At 36.0% G+C, this 15,732-nt stretch carries 21 protein-coding genes; 13 read left to right on the top strand and 8 right to left on the bottom strand.

Features of this window, described 5'->3' with window-relative positions:
• The first annotated feature begins 7 nt into the window (after positions 1-7).
• The 4 genes from B0E34_RS00280 to B0E34_RS00265 all read left to right on the top strand — a co-directional run bounded on the left by B0E34_RS00280 (position 8) and on the right by B0E34_RS00265 (position 2,471).
• Complete coding sequence (locus tag B0E34_RS00280) at positions 8-505, top strand: metallophosphoesterase family protein (protein WP_087705792.1); 498 nt, start codon at positions 8-10, stop codon at positions 503-505.
• Positions 506-586: 81 nt separating this feature from the next.
• A complete protein-coding gene (locus tag B0E34_RS00275) occupies positions 587-1,081 on the top strand; it encodes a Smr/MutS family protein (RefSeq protein WP_076393067.1) in 495 nt (164 codons plus the stop codon).
• 18 nt (positions 1,082-1,099) lie between these two features.
• Positions 1,100-1,816, top strand: coding sequence for a DUF3822 family protein (locus B0E34_RS00270; RefSeq protein ID WP_087705790.1), 717 nt, complete (start codon positions 1,100-1,102; stop codon positions 1,814-1,816).
• A gap of 70 nt (positions 1,817-1,886) precedes the next feature.
• Entirely contained in the window at positions 1,887-2,471 is a 585-nt protein-coding gene (locus B0E34_RS00265) for an RsmD family RNA methyltransferase (protein WP_087705788.1), read from the top strand.
• 18 nt (positions 2,472-2,489) lie between these two features.
• On the opposite strand, the gene B0E34_RS00260 is transcribed toward B0E34_RS00265, so the two are convergent.
• Positions 2,490-2,837, bottom strand: a complete 348-nt coding sequence (locus B0E34_RS00260) for a winged helix-turn-helix transcriptional regulator (protein WP_087705857.1) — start codon at positions 2,835-2,837, stop codon at positions 2,490-2,492.
• 88 nt (positions 2,838-2,925) lie between these two features.
• Here B0E34_RS00260 and B0E34_RS00255 point away from each other — a divergent pair, with 88 nt between their 5' ends.
• Positions 2,926-3,525, top strand: coding sequence for a nitroreductase family protein (locus B0E34_RS00255; RefSeq protein ID WP_165762922.1), 600 nt, complete (start codon positions 2,926-2,928; stop codon positions 3,523-3,525).
• Between the two features lie 209 nt (positions 3,526-3,734).
• Here B0E34_RS00255 and murI read toward each other — a convergent pair whose 3' ends face one another.
• The 5 genes from murI to B0E34_RS00230 form a co-directional block, all read right to left on the bottom strand.
• A complete protein-coding gene (murI, locus tag B0E34_RS00250; RefSeq protein ID WP_076393077.1) occupies positions 3,735-4,565 on the bottom strand; it encodes a glutamate racemase in 831 nt (276 codons plus the stop codon).
• Positions 4,566-4,674: 109 nt separating this feature from the next.
• On the bottom strand, positions 4,675-5,799 hold the full coding sequence (gene hemW, locus B0E34_RS00245; protein WP_087705786.1) for a radical SAM family heme chaperone HemW: 1,125 nt from the start codon (positions 5,797-5,799) through the stop codon (positions 4,675-4,677).
• Between the two features lie 51 nt (positions 5,800-5,850).
• A complete protein-coding gene (locus B0E34_RS00240; protein WP_076393081.1) occupies positions 5,851-6,801 on the bottom strand; it encodes a PorP/SprF family type IX secretion system membrane protein in 951 nt (316 codons plus the stop codon).
• Positions 6,802-6,852: 51 nt separating this feature from the next.
• Positions 6,853-7,926: an RluA family pseudouridine synthase gene (locus tag B0E34_RS00235; RefSeq protein ID WP_185117432.1), complete on the bottom strand. Its 1,074-nt coding sequence runs from the start codon at positions 7,924-7,926 to the stop codon at positions 6,853-6,855.
• 73 nt (positions 7,927-7,999) lie between these two features.
• Entirely contained in the window at positions 8,000-9,106 is a 1,107-nt protein-coding gene (locus B0E34_RS00230; RefSeq protein WP_087705784.1) for a PASTA domain-containing protein, read from the bottom strand.
• A gap of 155 nt (positions 9,107-9,261) precedes the next feature.
• Between B0E34_RS00230 and B0E34_RS00225 the strand changes: the two genes are divergently transcribed.
• The 5 genes from B0E34_RS00225 (at position 9,262) to B0E34_RS00205 (ending at position 12,417) form a co-directional block, all read left to right on the top strand.
• Positions 9,262-10,248 (top strand): D-alanine--D-alanine ligase, encoded by a 987-nt coding sequence (locus B0E34_RS00225; RefSeq protein WP_076393085.1) that lies wholly within the window; start codon positions 9,262-9,264, stop codon positions 10,246-10,248.
• A gap of 93 nt (positions 10,249-10,341) precedes the next feature.
• Positions 10,342-10,806: a pantetheine-phosphate adenylyltransferase gene (gene coaD, locus B0E34_RS00220; protein WP_076393087.1), complete on the top strand. Its 465-nt coding sequence runs from the start codon at positions 10,342-10,344 to the stop codon at positions 10,804-10,806.
• 36 nt (positions 10,807-10,842) lie between these two features.
• Positions 10,843-11,205 (top strand): four helix bundle protein, encoded by a 363-nt coding sequence (locus B0E34_RS00215; protein ID WP_087705782.1) that lies wholly within the window; start codon positions 10,843-10,845, stop codon positions 11,203-11,205.
• Between the two features lie 39 nt (positions 11,206-11,244).
• A complete protein-coding gene (locus B0E34_RS00210) occupies positions 11,245-11,877 on the top strand; it encodes a trimeric intracellular cation channel family protein (protein WP_076393091.1) in 633 nt (210 codons plus the stop codon).
• Positions 11,878-11,880: 3 nt separating this feature from the next.
• Entirely contained in the window at positions 11,881-12,417 is a 537-nt protein-coding gene (locus B0E34_RS00205; RefSeq protein WP_087705780.1) for a hypothetical protein, read from the top strand.
• Positions 12,418-12,467: 50 nt separating this feature from the next.
• Here the strand turns inward: B0E34_RS00205 and B0E34_RS00200 are convergent, their stop codons facing one another.
• Entirely contained in the window at positions 12,468-13,037 is a 570-nt protein-coding gene (locus B0E34_RS00200; RefSeq protein WP_087705778.1) for a hypothetical protein, read from the bottom strand.
• A 101-nt stretch (positions 13,038-13,138) separates the two neighbouring features.
• Positions 13,139-13,624: a dihydrofolate reductase gene (locus B0E34_RS00195; RefSeq protein ID WP_087705777.1), complete on the bottom strand. Its 486-nt coding sequence runs from the start codon at positions 13,622-13,624 to the stop codon at positions 13,139-13,141.
• A gap of 76 nt (positions 13,625-13,700) precedes the next feature.
• Here B0E34_RS00195 and B0E34_RS00190 point away from each other — a divergent pair, with 76 nt between their 5' ends.
• Genes B0E34_RS00190 through B0E34_RS00180 form a run of 3 tightly spaced genes read left to right on the top strand, consistent with a single transcriptional unit; the run spans position 13,701 to position 15,539 of the window.
• The gene (locus B0E34_RS00190; RefSeq protein WP_087705775.1) at positions 13,701-14,309 is read left to right on the top strand and encodes a LemA family protein; all 609 of its coding nucleotides are present in this window, start codon (positions 13,701-13,703) and stop codon (positions 14,307-14,309) included.
• Entirely contained in the window at positions 14,309-14,740 is a 432-nt protein-coding gene (locus tag B0E34_RS00185) for a TPM domain-containing protein (RefSeq protein WP_087705773.1), read from the top strand. The genes B0E34_RS00190 and B0E34_RS00185 overlap by 1 nt, the downstream gene beginning before the upstream one ends.
• Positions 14,721-15,539 carry a TPM domain-containing protein gene (locus tag B0E34_RS00180; protein WP_087705771.1) on the top strand — a complete coding sequence of 273 codons (819 nt, stop codon included), beginning with the start codon at positions 14,721-14,723 and terminating at the stop codon, positions 15,537-15,539. Before B0E34_RS00185 ends, B0E34_RS00180 begins: the two co-directional genes overlap by 20 nt.
• Positions 15,540-15,732: the final 193 nt, after the last annotated feature.

Below are 15,732 nucleotides of genomic sequence, written 5' to 3'. Positions count from 1 at the left end.
TTAAATAATGACGAAAATCCTACTTCTTTCCGACTCTCATTCATACATCGACGACCGCACTTTAGAATATGCAAGTCAGGCGGATGAAATCTGGCATGGCGGAGATTTCGGAAGTATGGATGTCATCGAGCAGCTTGAAAAGATAAAACCACTGAAAGGAGTTTACGGAAATATCGACAACGCAAAAATCCGTTCCGAGTTTCCGGAAGTGAGTCGTTTTAGATGCGAAAATGTAGAAGTTCTTATGATCCACATCGGCGGTTATCCGGGAAAATATACACCTTTGGCAAAGCAGGAGATTGCTGAAAAAGCTCCGAAGCTGTTTATTTCGGGACACTCTCATATTTTGAAGGCAATGTTTGATGAAAAAAACAATCTTCTCCACCTGAATCCCGGAGCGTGCGGAAAACAGGGATGGCATAAAATGCGAACGATGATGCGTTTTGTAATCGATGATACGGAAATAAAGGATTTGGAGGTTATTGAATTGGGACCGAAGTTTTAAAATAATTTTTAAACCATTAAGAAAAAAATTGAGGAGTTAAGAATAATAAGAGATTGCTTCGTTCCTCGCAATGACAGTACTATGAAAATTGGTGATAAAGTTTCTGTGGTAGATGAAGATTTAAGCGGGGTGGTTACTTCCGTGAAAGGAAATATCGTGGTTTTTAAAGATGAATACGGTTTTACGCATCAATATCCGAAGGAGAAACTGGTTCCGAAAATTTCTGATTTTTATGAAAATACCCCCATCATAAAAAAAGCGGAGCCGAAAAAGGTAATTTCCAAAGCACATCAGAAAAATCATTTGGTTCTTGATCTTCATTTTCATAATTTAGTTAAAAATCCAAATGATTATACCAGTTTTGAAAGACTTTTCATCCAAAAAGAAAGACTGGTGGAAACCATCAACTTTTGCAGAAAACACAATCTGAAAAGGCTGGAAATCGTACACGGAATCGGAGACGGAGTTTTGCAGAAAATGGTATTCGATACGTTAGAAAGCCAGACAAATGTAGATTTTTATAATAAGGAAATACTTCATCATCAATCGGGTGCGGTAATGGTAGAATTTCACTAAATTTGCAGGAATCAAATTATGAATATACTTAATTTACTTTTTACCAAAGACGGATTAATCTACCAGATTGCTAAAAATAAGAGCATTGTGGAAGAGAAATCGTATTTCGTGGATGAAGAATCTCCGGAAAACTTTATTTCGGATATGCTGGATAAAGTGCTTCTTCTGCAGAGATTTGATGAGATCCATGTGATTTCCGCACTCAATCATTTCACGTTGATGCCGGAAGGTTTTTCGGAACATGAAGCAGGATTCGATCTTATCGCCTTCAACGCTCCTGTGGATAAAGAGAAAGAAGAACTAATGCTTTCGATTAATGAAAAGTTTAAAATTCAGTTTTATTATACATTCCCGAAGCATTTTTACAAAAAGATTAAAGAACTCGCGCTGCCTGTTCAGTTTAATTTTTCCGGTGAAAAGTTTTTAAATTCCATTAATAACAAAAACAGCAAAGAAATTCACATCAACCTGTATCATAATCAATGTGAGTTTTTCGCGATAGACAACAAAAAAATTATTTTATACAACAATCTGGATGTTAATTCTGAGGTCGATTTTCTTTATTTCGTGATGTTTACGTTAAGCAAAATCGGTTTCGGGATCAATGAAACCAATTTCTACGCGTACGGAGAAACTACTGAGAATGAAACCTTTATTTCAGAGCTTCAGAAATTCGTAAAGAATCTGAAAATTGTATTTGATAATATTCCTTCTAAAAATTTTATATTAAATTAGGTTGCAGAAGATCAGATAGCAGGTTTTAGTTTATCTGCAATCTTTTACTACAATCTAAAACCTATCAATTATGTACAGAATCATATCCGGCAAATGGAAAGCCAAAAAAATCGCCGCTCCGAAGAATTTTGATGTAAGACCGACCACGGATTTTGCCAAAGAAGCACTTTTCAGTATTCTGGAAAACACCTACGATATGCAGTCGGTTTCCGTGCTGGATCTTTTTGCGGGAATCGGTTCTATTTCGTTTGAATTTGCTTCAAGAGGATGTCAGGATATTACGTCCGTAGAAATGAATCCGAAACATACGTCTTTTCTTAATTCTACCGCTTCTGAACTTGGATTCAGTCTGCAGGTGAATGTTCAGCGGGGTGATGTTTTCGACTGGCTGAAGAAATTCAGAAACAAAAAATCTTTTGAAATCGTTTTTTCCGATGCTCCTTTCGAAATGGAAGAAAAAAAGTATCAGGAAATTATTTCTCTGGTTTTAAACAATAAATACCTGAAGGAAAACGGAATTCTAGTGATAGAACACCAAAGCCGAATGAAATTTGATCATCCGAATTTAATCGATACCCGAAAATACGGAAATGTAAGTTTCAGCTTTTTTGAACCGAATAAGGAAGAAACTACAGAAATACAGAATCAGGAATAATTTTCCTGATTTTTTGTTTTAAACAATTTTTACTTTTTCAGAAGAAACAACCGCACTTTCGCCCCATTTTGCAATTTCTTTTAAAAGAGGAAGCAACGTTTTCCCGAAATCCGTTAAAGTGTATTCCACCATTAAAGGCGGCTTTTCTGTGTACACCTTTCTGTCGATAATATGATCTTCTTCAAGCTGTTTTAGCTGTAAACTTAACGTTCTTTCTGTAATTGTGGGAATTAATTTTCTTAGCTCGTTGTATCTTTTTGCTCCATCAATCAGATAAAACAAAATGACCGCTTTCCATTTTCCGCCGATAAATCTCATGGTAACTGTTGTACAGCACGGATATTCTTTATTATCTATGGAATACATTTTTTTCATACTATCATTTTAGACCGTTATTGCAAATATATCAAACATACATTAATTTTGCAACTATAAAAAATATAGTATAAAAATTATGAGCTTTTTAGAAAAAATGAAATCGAGATATACCGTAAAAAAGTATAATCCTCAAGGTACAATAAGTGAAGAGCAGATTCAGCAGCTTAAAGAAATTCTGCATTTAAGTCCATCTTCCATTAACAGTCAGCCATGGAATTTTGTGTTTGTATCGGATCCGGAAACAAAAATACAGCTTGCCGAAGCTTCTTATTTTAACAAGGAAAAAGTATTGGACGGAAGTCACCTTATCGTTTTTCAGGCACTGAAAAACCCTGAAGATTTTGAAAAGCAGATTGAAGAAAATCTTCCGGAAGGTTCGGTAACTTATTATAAAACTTTTGTAAAACCGAAAGGAGAAGCGGAGATCAGATCATGGCTGAAACATCAGGTTTATCTTTCATTGGGCGTTTTGCTTTCTGCGTGTGCAGATATGGGAATAGATTCTACTCCGATGGAAGGAATTGAAACTGAAAAGTATGATGCGATTTTAAAGAACGAAAAATACGAAAGTGTTTTTGCAGTAGTGATTGGAGTAAAGTCTGAAGAAGATAAAAATCAGCCGGTTCATACCCCGAAAAGAAGACTGGAAAGACAGCACGTAATTTTGGAAATTTAATTTATTTAAATGCAAAGATTAATATAATCCCCGAAATTATTTAAGAGAGCAAAGAGTGGCGACAAAGTCGCTTATGAAGTATGCTTTATAAAATCAATTTTCAATTGATTAATTCTTAGCTCACTAAAAATAAACTTTGAAAAATAAATCTTTGCGTTAAAGAATCTTATATAGAAAAAGCTGTTTCAAATTGAGACAGCTTTTGTTTTTTATAATACTTTCAATTCTAAATCGATGGTTTTCCCGAAGAATTTCTTTGAGATTTTTTCGAAATTTTTCGTTAAATCTGAAAGATAGAAATGGTAATTCGGTTTCGGATTCTGCTCATTCAGCAGATGATACTTATCCAGAATGATTTTTAAATGATTGGCGACAATATTCGGAGAATCAATCACACGGACACGATTTCCGTAATATTGCTTGATTTCATCAATCAGCAACGGATAATGCGTACAACCCAGAATTAAGGTCTCAATATTCTTTAATTTACTGTTGCTTAAGTAATTGTAGATAATCGCATGCGTAATCGGATGATTTTTAAAACCTTCCTCAATGGCAGGAACCAATAAAGGCGTTGCCAGTTCATCCACCTTGATCCATTTATTGTGCTTTCTGATGCTTTTTTTATACAATCCCGAATTCACAGTAGCTTTCGTTGCAATGACACCCACATTATTATGGATTTCATAGGATACTTTTTCTGCAACCGGATTAATTACGTCAATCACAGGAACTTTTCCCGCAACAGACTGCATCACTTCATTCAGCGCATTTGCCGTTGCTGTGTTGCAGGCAATAACAATCGCTTTACAGTTTTGCTCCAACAGAAAATTGGTGATCTTTGTAGAATATTCGATAATCGCCTCCTTCGATTTTTCACCATACGGAAGATGTTTGGTATCGCCGAAATAGATCAGATCTTCGTTTGGAAGAAGTCTTTTTATTTCTTTGGCAACTGTAAGTCCGCCCACTCCGCTATCGAAAATTCCGATAGGCTGCTTCTGGGAAAGATGCGAATAATCCTGCTTTTTAGTTTTCAAAATTGAGCTGAAATTTTATACAAAAATAGTGAAATTGTTGGATGCAAAATATGGATGTTATAAGTTTTTCACAAACCGTTCTTCCGACTTCCGGCTTTAGACTTTCATCTTAGACGATGAACAGATCCGAAGCAATTCCGTCTGCCATAAACCAGTGTTTTTCCGGAATTTTAAGGTGGTTATTTTCTGTTACCAGAATTCCTTCTTCCAGTTTTGATTTGATTTCATTCTGAAAATGTTCTAAAATGCTGTCATTAAATTTTTCCTTTAAGCTTTCCAGATCAACACCCCATATTGTTCTTAAACCAATCATGAGCATTTCATTAAACTGATCGTTTTGCGAAAGAAATTCCTCTTCTTTAGCCAAAAGATTTGAGTTTAATTTTTTGATATACTGCTGATTGTTCGCGACATTCCAGCTTCTGACATCAAAACCGTTGTAAGAATGAGCAGAAGGACCAATTCCCAGATATTCTTTATATTTCCAGTAGGAAGAATTGTGTCTTGAGTAAAATCCGGGTTTGGCAAAATTGGAAACTTCATAATGCTCAAAACCATTATCTTTCAGAAAATCCGATAAGTAGTAAAATTCTCTGTTTTGTTCTTCTTCCTTCGGGCTTTTTACTTTTCCTTTTGAGATCCAGTTTTCTAAAGCCGTTTTCGGCTCAACCGTTAAAGCATAAGAAGAAATGTGCGGAACTTCAAGCGCAATGGTTTTATTTAAATTCTCTTTCCAGATTTCCAGATTGGAAGTTGGTGAACCGTAAATTAGATCAATGCTTAAATTTTCAAAACCAAAATCCTGGGCTCTTTTGATGGAATCTTCGGCTTCGTTTGCAGTGTGTGCCCGATTCATTAATTTCAGATCTTCTTCAAAAAAACTTTGGATCCCGATTGATAATCTGTTTATAGGAGATTCCGACAGTCCTTTCAGGAAGTTTTTATCCAAATCATCGGGATTGGCTTCTAAAGTAATTTCGATATCCTTTTCAAAAGTAAAATGTTTTAATACCTCATCAATTAAAGATTTGATTTCATCCGACGAAAGAATGGAAGGTGTTCCGCCACCAAAATAGAGTGACTGTAAGTTTTTGTTTTGCAATTCATTTTTTCGGAGAAAGATTTCTTTCTTCATCGCAGCCAGCATTTCATCCTTAAAGTTCAAAGATGTAGAAAAGTGGAAATTGCAGTAGCTGCACTTTTGCCTGCAAAACGGAATGTGAATGTAAATCATAAAAAAAGCTCTGAAAAAATTCAGAGCTCAAATTTATTTAAATTAAATCAATTAATATCTATAACCTCTGTGGTTAATGAAGTTATCGAAGTTATATCCTAACCCGATCATGAAACTGTTTCCTCCATATTCCTGAATATCAGACAAACCTAAGTTGTAAGTAGCTCCAATCATGAATTTGTTGAATCTTACTTTTACAACCGGAGCGATTTGTAATTGCTGACTGTCGAATCTGTTCTGAACAGATCTGTAGCTTACCCCGAAAGAGAATGCATTGATATCGTTAAAGAACGTTGCCATTAAGTTATAATCAATCGTTCTTGTAGAGTTTGTGTTCAGGTTGATTAAAGCTGAAGGTGTGAAATAGATGTTATCACCTACATGCCAGTCATACCCTAAGTTTAAGAAGAACTTAATTGGAGAAGGCTCACGTCCGTTTACGATCGCTTCATCGTTGGTAAGTGCGATATCGTTAACTGAAACTCCAGCGAAAATATTTTTGTAAGTTGCCTGTGCTCCGAAGTTTGCATAAGCCATGAAGATATTACTTTCACTTCCCTGCAATAATGGATCTGAAGCATCCTGCGTATTAATCTTTGAATAATCAAAATTCATATTGTAGAAGCTAACGCTTGTACCGAAAGAGAACTGATCTTTTCTGTCTCCGTCGCTGCTAAGAGGAATAAAATATGAAGCACCCGCTGTAATACCACCTGCAGAAATAGGGCCGTTGCTGTCTCTGAATACAGATAAACCTGCTCCCACTCTATCAAAAATGTTCGCGTTGATCCCTACCGACTGAACGTTTGGAGACTCACTGAACTTAGAAAATTGCTGCTGATAGTTAAGATTAAGCTGCACATAGTCGGTCTTTCCGTATTGTGCCGGGTTGAACAAAAACTCACCGTCTAAAAGATATTGTTGATAGTACGGTAAAGTTTCTTGTGCTTTGTATGCATTTGACAAAAGAGCTAAACATACGATAGCATATAGTTTTCTCATAACAAATCTTGATTTCAATTCAACAAATATAAAAAAATTCTCAATATATTTTTAGTTTTCTAAATAATTTCTCCATTTTTTTACAGCATCCGCCATATCTTTCGGCATTGGGCTTTCAAAATATAATTCCTTCTTGGTAGTAGGATGTATAAATCCTAAAGTATGGGCATGAAGCGCGTGTCTGGGTAAAATCTCAAAGACATTTTTTATAAACTGCTTATACTTAGGAAGATTCACTCCACGGAGAGGGGTATGCCCTTCATATCTTTCATCATTGAATAAAGTATGACCAATATGTTTGAAATGCGCTCTGATCTGGTGGGTTCTTCCGGTTTCAAGCTTACATTCTACCCAGGTCATGTATTTAAATCTTTCTAAAACCTTGTAATGCGTTACAGCATGCTTTCCCTGACTTCCGTCTTCATAGGTGTGCATCTGCATCCTGTTTTTCGGATGACGACCGATATGACCTCTTATTGTACCTTCATCGTCCTGCACATTTCCCCAAACAAATGCCCAATACAACCTTTTGGTTTTTCTGTCGAAAAATTGTTTTGCCAAAAAGCTCAGCGCATATTCGTTTTTTGCAACAACCAGTAATCCGGAGGTGTCTTTATCAATTCTGTGCACCAGTCCTACCCTGTCGAGATCAGATTTTTCGCCATTTTGCTCAAAATGGTACGCCAAAGCATTCACCAAAGTTCCGTCCCAGTTCCCGAATCCCGGATGCACTACCATTCCCGGATCTTTATCTACAACGATAAGATCATCATCTTCGTATACAATATTGATAGGAATATTTTGCGAAATGATAACATTTTCCCTCGGAGGATGTGCCAAAAGTACAGAAATCTGATCTCCCGGTTTTACCCGGTAATTCTGCTTCACCGCAACACCGTTTACAATAACGTTTCCCGCTCTGCAGGTCTGTGAAATTTTATTTCTGGAAGAATTCTGACGGAAAATCAATAAAAACTTGTCGATCCTCAACGGTTCCTGACTTTTGTCTACCGTGATGTTAAGGTGCTCATACAATCCTTTATTTTCCTCATCAATATCAAGATTATCGATACTGTTCTGATCTAATAATTCTTCGTCCAAAAAATCTTCGTTATCTTCTGCCATTGTTTTATCTTTTATACAAAAGGCTTCAACATAATGAAAGTTGAAGCCTGTATTTTTTATAATATTTATAGTTTTATTCTATAACCATCTTCTTAGCTTTCGGCTTTTCTGCAGGTTTTGCAGAAGTCGTCGCAGCAGTTTTATTTACTGATGTATTATTACCAGAACTACTACCTGTATTGGAAGTAGTAGTTTTTGGTTTATTTTCGGTTACTGATGTCGTTGATTTTACTGTACTTTTAGAAGCATCTGTCTTTATCGCATCTGTAGATGGTTTAGGATTTTCTCTTCTCGGAGTTACAGGCGGCGGAGGAATATCCTGTGACGGCTCCTGACGTGAAGGCATTTCCTGATACTGGATCGGAGGCAGAGCGGTGTCTACTTTCATTCTATAGGTAGAATTTAGCTGTTCGATTTTTGCACTCAGTTCAGCCAATGTTTTCTTACTTGCCCAAAGATCGATCTGCATTCCCTGATCCCGGACATCTCCGGCTGCAGGATCCTGATAATAGATAACATCGGATTCATCCTTGCTTCCGTCTTCATGATCTACAAGACCTACTTCAAACATACTTCTTGCAATGACCTGTCTCGCTTCTTTCACTGTTAATCCTACAACATTAGGAATCGCAATGTTTCGTAATGGTCCTGAACCAATAACGACATCCACCACAGAGAATCTCGCCAGTTTAGTTTTTGGTTTTACTTCATTTCCGTTATATAAAATTCGGATAACTGCATCTTTCTGAATACTTGGCTCGAAGATGGTGTCTCCAACTTTCAGACCCACCTGTTCCAGACGCTGGAAAGCAAGACCTGAATATTTATTAATCACATCCGGAACCTCAACTTTAGCCCAGGTTCTTGGATTTACTCTTAGAACAATTGCTCTTCCGTCTTTTACACGGGAACCCGGAACCGGGTACACCTGTAACACCTGAAAAGGTCTGTATTTAGGATTATATTCAGCACTATCTACTTCATATTCCAATCCCGAATCATCCAATACTTTGATGGCTTCCTGTACAGTTTTATTAACAATATTTGGAACGGGAATTTCCTGACCATGATTGGTATGATATTCTAACCAACGAAACGTAAGCCAAACCAACCCCACAAAAACACCGATGGCTACGACTAAGTTCAGTAAAACTTTCCAATTGAAAAGTGATTTAAGCATACTTAAAATGACTATAATTAGACAGCAAATATAACTAATAATTTTAGAATGTGCTTTTAATTTAACACATTTCACTTTTGATTTTAAAATTTCAGGTTTTAGGTTTACGCGTTGTATAAAATCATTAAATTTGCCTTAATTGATACTAAACAAAAATGAGCAAAAAACAAGTTGCCGTAGTGATGGGAGGCTATTCAGACGAATATGTTGTATCATTGAAAAGCGGACAATTAATCTACGATTCCTTAGACAGAAATCTTTACGATGTATATAAAGTAGTTATCCTGAAAGATGAATGGTATTTTTTAGGCGAAAATGAGCAGAAATTCCCCATAAACAGAGGCGATTTTTCTGTGACTTTAGATAACAATGCCCCATTGAAATTTGATGTATGTTTCAATATCATCCACGGAACACCGGGCGAAAACGGAATTCTTCAGGCGTATTGGGACGCGATCGGACAGAAATACACGGGATGCGATTTTTATCAGAGTGCTTTAACATTCAATAAAAAAGATACTTTAGCGGTACTTTCAAAATACGGAATTCCTTCTGCGAAGAGTGTTTATTTAAGAAAAGGAGAAGAAATTAAGGTTGACGAAATTATAGAAACTCTTGGCTTGCCTGTTTTTGTGAAACCCAATCAGTCGGGATCATCTTTGGGAATTTCTAAAGTGAAAGAAAAGGCTGAATTCCTTGCTGCAACCGAGATCGCATTTAAAGAAGATGACGAAATTTTAATTGAAAGTTTCCTCGACGGAATGGAAGTTTCTGTGGGAGTAATCGATTATAAAGGAGAAACAATTGTTCTGGGAATTACAGAAATCGTTCCTACCAACGAATTTTTCGATTATGAAGCCAAATACGAAGGAGCTTCTGAGGAAATTACGCCTGCAAGAATCGACGATGAAACAAGAATCCGCGTAGAAGAAATCGCAAAAAGAGCCTACAATTCTCTTGGGATGAGTGGTTTCTCAAGAAGTGAATATATTCTGATGGACGGAATTCCTTACATGCTGGAAATGAATACCAATCCGGGATTTTCTCCCGCAAGTATTCTTCCGCAACAGGCAAAAATCTACGGAATTTCCATCACAGATCTTTGTGGAAACGAGGTTGAAAAAGCTTTACAAAAAAATTAAAAGGATGGAAGATTGAGGATAAAAGCTGGAAGTTTAGATTTCTACATTTCTACCCTCATCATTCATAATTTATAACTTATAACTTTTATACGCATGAAAATTGCTGTTTTTCCGGGGTCATTCGATCCGATTACTTTAGGACATTATGATATTATAGAAAGAGCGGCACCGCTTTTTGATAAACTGATAATTGCGATCGGGCAGAATTCCCAGAAAAAATATATGTTTCCGCTGGAAAAAAGAATGGAATTCATCCAAAATTCCGTTGCAGAATTCCCAAATGTGGAAGTGGATTATTTTGAAGGATTAACCGTTGATTACTGCTTCGAAAAAAATGCACAATACATCATCAGAGGTTTAAGAAATCCTGCTGATTTTGAGTTTGAAAAAGCCATTGCCCACACCAACAGAACTTTAGCCCACAAAAAACTGGAAACGGTATTTTTGTTAACGTCTTCAGGAAAGTCTTTCATCAGCAGCAGCATTGTAAGGGAAATCATCAATCACGGCGGAGAATATGAGCTCTTGGTTCCGGATTCGGTGAGAGTGCAATTATAAGTAATGAGTAATTGGTAATGAGTAATTTTTACAACTATGGATTTTAATCAGGTGTTTAGAGATCGAACTAAAGATTTTTCGATTTCGATTATTAAATCGTTATCACCATTACCTTATTCTGATGATCTTTCAGTTATAAGAAAACAAATTATAAGATCAGCAACTTCTGTAGCTGCTAATTACAGAGCAGTCGCGAGAGCAAGATCCGAAAAGGAAAGATTTGCTAAAATTTGCATTGTTGTAGAAGAAATTGATGAAACTCAATTCTGGTTAGAAATAATTGATGAGCTGGAATATTTAGATTCCGGAAAAATCTCACATTTAAGATCAGAATGTGATGAATTGGTAAAAGTAATGACTGCTTATAAATTTAAATTATCTCAAAATACAATACTATAATCATATTACTTATTACCAATTACTCATTACCCATAAAACATGCACGAACAGTTCAATTTTGCCATAGAAGTTTTGGGAACGATATCATTTTCGATGTCGGGAAGTTTTGCGGCGATGCAAAAGCGGCTCGATCCTTTCGGTGTGCTGATTATTGCTTTTGTAACTTCTGTCGGTGGTGGAACCGTGAGAGATCTTCTGCTTGATATTCCGGTTTTCTGGATGCATGATTTGCTTACGTGTGCATTGATTATTCTGACCAGTATTTTCACCATGATTTTTAAATCTTTTGAAAAAAATTTCAGGGTAACTTTATTTATTTTTGACAGTTTTGGATTAGGATTGTTTACCATTATTGGTGTTCAGAAGGGTTTAAATGCAGATATTCATCCATTAATCTGTATCGGGTTGGGAACAATTACAGGTTGTTTCGGTGGAATTATCAGGGATATATTGCTCAACAGAATTCCTTTAATTTTCAGGAAAGAAATTTATGCAACCGCCTGTATTGTGGGAGGTTCTGCTTTTTTACTATTGACAAAATTTACTACTTTAACTTATACTATCGTTCAGATTTTCACGATTCTTTTAATTGTATCCATAAGAACTTTAGCCGTGAAATATCATTGGCAGATCCCGAAATTTTATGGGTATGAGAATAACTCTGAGATGTAATGTATGAAAAAATGCATTTCTTTTTTCATTTTCTTATTGCTCCTCTCTTGTCAGCAAGAGAGTAATTTTGATTTAGAAAAAGATTTATATCAATTTTCAGACAAAATGGAAAATGGTGATACTATTGAAGTAAGTGTAAATCATTCAGCCTGTTTATTTTTATCTCATGAATTGTATACTTTTATCAAACAAAAAGATACTGTATTTCTTCAGACCTATTCGGAAATAAGTTCATTTGAAAAAAGAGAACAGACATTACCAAAAATAGTTTACCAAGCAAGCAATAAAAATCAATTGAGCTTTGAGAATTATTTTAAATATTTATCCAAAGAAAATAAACCAAAAACGGAAACAAATTCTGCAATTGTAAGCATTCATTATAAAAACAAAGCCCAAGCAAAATCTTTTTACAGTGATGGTCTGCGAGATAATCTTGAAAAATTAGATCGTTTCGGATTACTCCGTAAGAAAATTTATCCTAATGATACATTCTTCAAATCACCAGAACCTCCACCTCCACCTCCTAAATTCGCAAAATAAAAAGCACCTAAAAAATTAGATGCTTTTGTTATTTTTACTGGAGTTATTCATTAAAAGAATTTACCTCTGTTTCTCATATTCGGGTTATGCATATGTTTCTGCATCGTTGGCATTTTCAGTTGCTCCTTCATCATTTTAATCTGGTCGGTCATCATTCCTGCACTGTCTAATCGTTTTGCTTCGTCCAGAAGTTTTTGTCCTTCCTGTTTTCTTCCTTTAGAAATTGCTGCGGCTGCTAGATTTAAAGTTGCCATAGCTCTGTCATGCTTCATGTTAAGACCATATTCCAAAGCTTTTTTCATGAAAGGTTCCACTTTTGTAGGATGATCCTGAGCTTGAGTTAATCCCATTAAATAGTGAAAATATCCATACTGCGTTTTATGAAGCTGGTTTTTGTAATCTGTAATATTTTTAAGCCACTCACCTGCTTTTTCCATATTTTGCTTTCTTAATTGCCAGAAAGCCAAAAGAATATATTCATTTTTAAAGAAAAGCAGAATAGGTGCTGCAGCCAGAAGGAACACAACGATTCCCCAGCCTAAGTTTCTCGTAAAGAACATCATATACAGTCCTAAAAGAATAAGAACCGCCGCAACTGCAATTTTTATATATTTATTCATTATTAAATTTTAGAAGTGCAAAGATAAGAAATTTAAGATTCAAAGTTTAAGGTTCAGAGTCTAAAGTTTTGTATTAAATCCTGAACTGAGAACTTTAAACATTAAACTCTTTCAAACGTTTGAAAACAGAAATCATACTGGTTTTTTTCGTCTTTTTCATGGCAGATTTCCTCTGTTTTTTTCCAGATCCTTGGATCGATCTTTGGAAAGAAAGTATCTGCTTCAAGATCTGTTTTTACCAAAGTTACTTCCAGTTTATCAACGACATCCATCGTCTGTTCATAGATTTTACCACCTCCGATGATGAAAACTTCTTCGTCAATTTTTTTAGCGAATTTTACGGCTTCTTTGATGCTTCCGACGATTAAAATTCCTTCTTCGAACCAGTCGGTTTTTCTGGACACAACAATATTGGTACGGTTGGGAAGCGGTTTCCCGATACTTTCATATGTCTTTCTTCCCATGATCACCGGATGCCCCGAAGTGATTTCTTTAAAGTGTTTCAGATCTTTCGGAAGATGCCAAAGCAACTGATTTTCAAAACCAATTTCGTTCTTCTCTCCCATTGCCACCACAATTGTTGTCATTAAAATAAATTTTTACAAAATTAGCACATAATTTGTATATTTGGTTAGCACAAAACATATTAAAAAAATTCAAACTATGAAAAATAAAGGTTGTCTGAGCGCAGGAACTATTGGTATCGCTCTTCTTATTATTGTCGCAGTTATTTTCTTCTGGGGCAAAAACGGCTACAACAGCTTTGTAGACAAAGAACAGACGGTTAATGCAAAATGGTCTAACGTAGAAACAGTTTATCAGAAAAGAGCAAATCTTATCCCGAATCTTGAAAGAACGGTAAAATCTTATTCCAAATTCGAGCAGGAAACCTTAACGAAAGTTGTTGAGGCACGTTCCAAAGCAACTTCTATCAATATTGATCCTACCAATATGACTGAGCAGGATATTGCTAAATTTCAGGCTGCACAGGGAGAATTATCCGGAGCTTTAAGCAGATTGATGGCAGTGGTGGAATCTTATCCTAATTTAAAAGCAGATCAGCAATACATTAATTTCCAGAGAGAGTATATCGCGATAGAAAACAGCATCAGAACAGAAACTGTTTACTACAATGATGCAGCAAAAGATTATAATGTATCTATAAAGCAATTCCCGAATAATATTCTGGCGAATTTCACCAACTTTAAAGAAAAACCTTTGTTCAAAGCGGAAGCAGGAGCAGAAAAGGCACCTGAAGTATTCTCAGAATAATGGCAACCAGTTTCTTAACAAATCAGCAGATAGCTTCCCTTGTGGAAGCTATTCAGTCAGCAGAAGAGCATTCTACCGGCGAGATCAGAGTGCATATCGATTCAAATACGGATGAAGACAATGCAAAAATTGCTTTCAAAGTTTTTGAAGAGTTATGCCTGAACAAAACCAAAGAAAGAAATGCGGTGCTTTTTCATGTCAATTTCGAACAGAAATATCTTACCATCATCGGAGATACCGGAATTCATGCAAAAGTAAGCCAATCTTACTGGGATCATCTGCACGACTATATTACGTCTGAATTTGCCAAAGGAAATTATTATCAGGCTTTAAAAAGCGGAATTCTGGAAACCGGTCTGGAACTAAAAAAATATTTTCCTGTAACAGGAGAAAACCACAACGAACTTCCTAATGAAATTACGTTCTCTTAAAATAGTTTTTTCATTTTTACTGGTATGCTTTTACACTTTTGTATCGGCACAATATACCATTCCCCCAAAACCAGACGTTCTGTATCCTGTTTATGATGATGCCAATCTTCTGAAGCAGGAGGAAAAAGATGCGCTTAATAAAAAACTGATCGCATTTGCAGATTCTACCTCTACAGAGATTGAAGTGGTTATTATTCCTTCCACAAAAGGAGAAGACATTAATTTTCTGGCAACGATGTTTGGCGAGAAATGGGGGATCGGAAAAAAAGATGTGGATAACGGAATCGTTTTTCTTATTGCAACGGAAGATCATACGATGGCTATCCAACAGGGAAGAGCGGTGGAACAATACCTTACCGCATCTGTTGCAGGACAGATCTTAGACTATATTGTTACCCCCCATTTTAAGCAAGGCGAGTGGTACGAAGGTATCAACGGAGGAACATCGGCAATTATGGAAGCGGTTCAGGGGAAATTTAAACCTTTGAACAATCGTGAAAGCGGAAATGGAGACGGAAGTATTTTTAAAATTATCATTATTGCATTTGTTATCTTCATCATTATTGCCATCCTTTTCGGAAACAAAGGAGGAGGAAAAGGCGGCGGAAATTATGATGATGACGATGTGATCCTTTCCAGAAGAGGCCGCAGAAATTATCCGGGTGGATTTTTCCCTTTTCCAGGCAGCTTTGGCGGAGGTGGATTTGGTGGTGGAAGTTCCGGCGGAGGAGGAGGCGGTTTTGGCGGCTTCGGAGGAGGCGGAAGTTTCGGAGGCGGTGGTGCTTCAGGAGGATGGTAGAATTTTAGTTTTTGTTTTAAATTCCTCTGTTTTTAAATCGAAATGAACACATACAATAAAAAATCGATCAAAAAATGACCGATTTTTTTTATCATAAGAGTCTGTTTAAATTTTTTTTGAATATCCGTAATTTCACCTAAATTTAGTAAATTTGCGTATAGTCAATTGTTTAAGATGAATATATTTAGTTTTA

The organism is Chryseobacterium mucoviscidosis (genome assembly GCF_002177115.1).
GTDB classification, from domain to species: domain Bacteria; phylum Bacteroidota; class Bacteroidia; order Flavobacteriales; family Weeksellaceae; genus Chryseobacterium; species Chryseobacterium mucoviscidosis.
This window is presented reverse-complemented; position numbering and strand designations above follow the sequence as displayed.